This is a genomic window from Succinivibrio sp., from assembly GCF_045124615.1.
Taxonomy (GTDB): domain Bacteria; phylum Pseudomonadota; class Gammaproteobacteria; order Enterobacterales; family Succinivibrionaceae; genus Succinivibrio; species Succinivibrio faecicola.
The window spans coordinates 1-4064 of record NZ_JBGVMC010000114.1; the positions used below are offsets into that span (position 1 = coordinate 1).

At 37.3% G+C, this 4064-nt stretch carries 4 protein-coding genes; all 4 read left to right on the forward strand.

Annotation, left to right across the window (positions count from 1 at the left end; genetic code table 11):
* A partial coding sequence (locus tag ACJML3_RS03205; RefSeq protein WP_406020558.1) for a phosphoribosylanthranilate isomerase occupies positions 1-571 on the forward strand: 571 nt, incomplete at its 5' end.
* A gap of 11 nt (positions 572-582) precedes the next feature.
* A complete protein-coding gene (gene trpB, locus ACJML3_RS03210) occupies positions 583-1812 on the forward strand; it encodes a tryptophan synthase subunit beta (protein ID WP_406020560.1) in 1230 nt (409 codons plus the stop codon).
* 10 nt (positions 1813-1822) lie between these two features.
* Positions 1823-2638, forward strand: coding sequence for a tryptophan synthase subunit alpha (gene trpA / locus ACJML3_RS03215; protein WP_406020562.1), 816 nt, complete (start codon positions 1823-1825; stop codon positions 2636-2638).
* Positions 2639-2693: 55 nt separating this feature from the next.
* Positions 2694-3866 carry an MFS transporter gene (locus ACJML3_RS03220; RefSeq protein ID WP_406020564.1) on the forward strand — a complete coding sequence of 391 codons (1173 nt, stop codon included), beginning with the start codon at positions 2694-2696 and terminating at the stop codon, positions 3864-3866.
* The last annotated feature ends 198 nt before the right edge of the window (positions 3867-4064 follow it).

A 4064-nucleotide genomic window follows, 5' to 3' on the forward strand; every position in this document is an offset into this window, starting at 1 on the left:
AGCAGCCATTGATGTTCATGCATCTATTGCAGGATTTATCTTCTTTGAAAAATCAGTAAGAAACATAAGTGCTGATAAAGCTGCTGAATTTGCAGATTTTGCAAGAGGCAAAATCCGATTTGCAGGTGTATTTGTAAATGAAACATTAGATACTGTTGAATTGATAGCTAAAAAGGTTGGTCTTGATTATATTCAGCTTCATGGCAGTGAAGATGCCGAATATATAAATGAGCTAAAAAGAAGATTAGAAAATATAAAAATCATTAAGGCTCTTAATATAGAATCATCTGATGATTTTTCAAAAATTGACAACTACATTCAAACATGTGAATACATCATTTTAGATTCAAAAACCCCAGGCTCTGGCTGCTCTTTTGACTGGAATACAATCCCAGATTCATATGACAAATCAAAAATTCTTCTGTCAGGCGGTATTGGTCCTGACAATGTACAAAAGGCTTTATCACTTGGATTTGCAGGACTTGATCTGAACTCAAAGCTTGAAGAGACAAAAGGTATTAAATCAGTTACTAAAATTCTGAATACATTCAGAATAATAAACAATTTCTAACAGGAGATATTATGACTATTCTAAATCCATTTTTCGGTAAATACGGCGGACAGTATGTTCCTGAAGTTCTTATTCCAGCTTTAGATGAACTTGAAAAAACATTTGTTGAGTGCAGAGATGATCCAGCATTTAAAAAGGAGTTATCCGATCTGTTAAACAAATATGCAGGCAGACCAACTCCACTTACTCTTTGCAAAAACCTAACAAAAGGTACAAAAACAAAGATCTATTTAAAGCGTGAAGACTTACTTCACGGCGGTGCTCACAAGACAAATCAGGTTTTAGGTCAGGCTCTTCTTGCAAAAAGAATGGGTAAAACAAGGATCATTGCTGAAACTGGTGCAGGTCAGCATGGTGTAGCTACAGCGCTAATCTGTGCTCTTTTAGGCTTTAAGTGTACCATCTACATGGGTGCTACCGATACTCAAAGACAAAAGCCTAACGTATTTCGTATGAGGCTTATGGGTGCTGAGGTTATCCCTGTATCAGTTGGTGCTGCAACATTAAAGGAAGCTTGCAATGAAGCTCTTCGTGATTATGCTGCAAACTTTAAGGATACACACTATATGATTGGTACTGCAGCAGGTCCTCATCCATTCCCAACTATCGTAAGAGAATTCCAGAAGATCATAGGTGAGGAAATCCATCAGCAGATACTTGAAGAGGAAGGCAGACTTCCTGATGCATGTATTGCATGCGTGGGCGGTGGTTCAAATGCAATTGGTGTATTCACAGATTTTCTTGATACAGATGTACCACTTTATGGTGTTGAGCCATATGGTCTTGGTATCGATACAGAAAAACACGGTGGTACCTTAAATAAGGGCGATGACTGTATCTTCTTTGGAGCATACTCAAAATGTCTTCAGAACAAAGATGGACAGATCAATGAATCCTACTCTATCTCAGCAGGTCTTGATTTCCCATCTGTAGGACCACAGCATGCTTATTTAAGAGACACAGGCCGCGTAAAGTACGTTGGTGCAACTGACGACGACGCTCTAAATGCATTTGTTGAGCTTTCACAAAAAGAAGGCATCATTCCTGCTCTTGAATCATCTCACGCTCTTGCATATGCTCTAAGACTTATGAAACAGAATCCTGACAAGGAGCAGATCCTGGTTGTTAATATTTCAGGTCGAGGCGACAAGGATATCTTCAATGTATCAGAAATTCTTGAAAAGAAAGGCTGTATTGAAGGTGACAGAGTTGATACCTCAAAATTAAAGATCACATTATAAGGAGAAAGACATGACACAGCGTTTTGAAAATACCTTTGCAAAGCTTGAAAAACAAAATGAAGGTGCCTTTATGCCTTTCGTTTCACTTTGTGATCCAAACTTTGATACAAGCCTTGAAATATTAAAGACTGTTATTGACTCCGGTGCTGATGCTTTAGAGCTTGGTTTCCCATTCTCTGATCCAAGTGCAGACGGTCCTGTAATTCAGCAGTCAGACAAAAGAGCATTAAACTCAGGTGCAAATACTGATGACTTTTTCAGAATCATCAAGAAAATGCGTGAGTATAACAATGAAATTCCTGTAAGTATTCTTGTATATGCTAATGTTGTACTTGCAAGAGGAATTAACAAATTCTACAAGGATGCAAAAGATGCAGGTATCGATGCTGTTCTTATACCAGATATCCCTTGCAATATGCTCAACACATGTGACGATTTTGAAAAATGCGCTAAGGACAATGATGTAGATCTTGTACTTATTGCACCACCAAATGCATCTGATGATACAATAAAAACAATCTGCAGTAAGTCAAAGGGATATACCTATGTTGTTTCACGTTTTGGCATTACCGGAACAGACAGCGAATCTGGTTATCCTGTTGAGATTATTGAGGCTGTTAAAAAGAACAATGGCCCTGCACCTGTACTAGGTTTTGGTATTTCAAAACCAGAGCATGTAAAATCTGCAATCAAAGCAGGTGCAAAAGGAGCAATTTCAGGCTCTGCAATTGTTAAGATAATTGCAAATAATCTTGGTAATACTGATAAAATGAAATCAGAAATATCAAGCTTTATTAAGGCAATGAAAGTAGCTACAAAGCAGTAAACAAAAAAGGCAATGGCAAAATCCATTGCCTGTTTTTTATATAAGAAGAGACATTATGAAAATACTATCAGGCAAAGATTCTCTGTTGCTAAGTGCCGGTCATTTTGCAACGGACATCAATCATGGCTCACTACCAATTATTCTTGCATACCTTTATCAGCACAATATTCTGACATCTTATTCACAGGTCGCTCTCCTGATGATGGCTAATACCATTTTAAATGCCATCATTCAGCCACTTGCAGGTAATCTGTCAGACAAAAAGGCAAGACCATATCTTATGAGTGTCGGTATATTCTTGGCTTTTTCAGGCGTTATGTTCATAGGTTTTGTTGAAAATATCTACCTTCTTTATGTTCTTATCTGTCTTAACGGTGTAGGTTCTGCAATTTTCCATCCAGCAGGCGGAAAGATGTCACATATTATAGGTGGAGCAAGACAAGGCAAGAGTATGTCTCTGTTCTCTGTTGGCGGTAATGCAGGTATGGCTGCAGGACCATTTTATTTTACATTCCTTTATATGTTCTTCTCGCTAAAGGCTACACTTGCATTGTGTATTCCTGGATTTATCGTTATTGCATTGCTGCTGTTTAAGAACAGATATTACACTTTAAAGACACTGCATCATGACAATCTGGTAAGAAAAGACAAGAACAGTACTCAAAAGGAAAATGTAAAAGGCTTTATCTATCTTGTAGCAGTTTTATTTGTTCGTTCAACAGCATGGTTTACATTCATATCATTCATTTCTCTGTATTTTATGCATCTAATGAATGTTAAGGATGAAACTGCAACACTTATCAATGGATTTATCTGTCTTACAGGTGCAATTGCAACCTTCACTGGTGGAACATTCTCAGATAAGCTTGGCTATAAGAAACTGATTATGATCTGCTCATCTATGAGTGCATTGTGTTTCATTATCTTTCTGTACACAAAGACACCATTATTTGCAGTTATATCACTCTTGCCTTTTGCATTCTGTTTCTTTATGTCCATGTCACCATATGTTGTGATTGGACAGAAACTACTTTGCAAACACGTTGGAATGGCAACAGGCTTTACGATAGGCCTTTCTATGAGCTTTGGTGGACTTATGTCACCACTGCTGGGAAAATTAGGAGACACTTACGGTCTTGATGTGACAATGAAAACAGTTGCTATATTCATTGTATTAGAAGCTCTTGGTGCTATTTTCTTACCAAAAGTTGAAAACAAAAAACAGTAAATACAAAAACTGCCATAATAATTTATGGCAGCTTTATTACTATTTACATTTAAATTTCATACCTAGGACCTTAAGCCGATTTAGCATGAGGTCTGTTAGTGTTAACGATCTGCCACAATAACATAGGTAGATCTTTAAATAATACACTGTCTCGATTAGATGGCTTTGACCTTTTACAGTACAGAGCTATGTCATCGA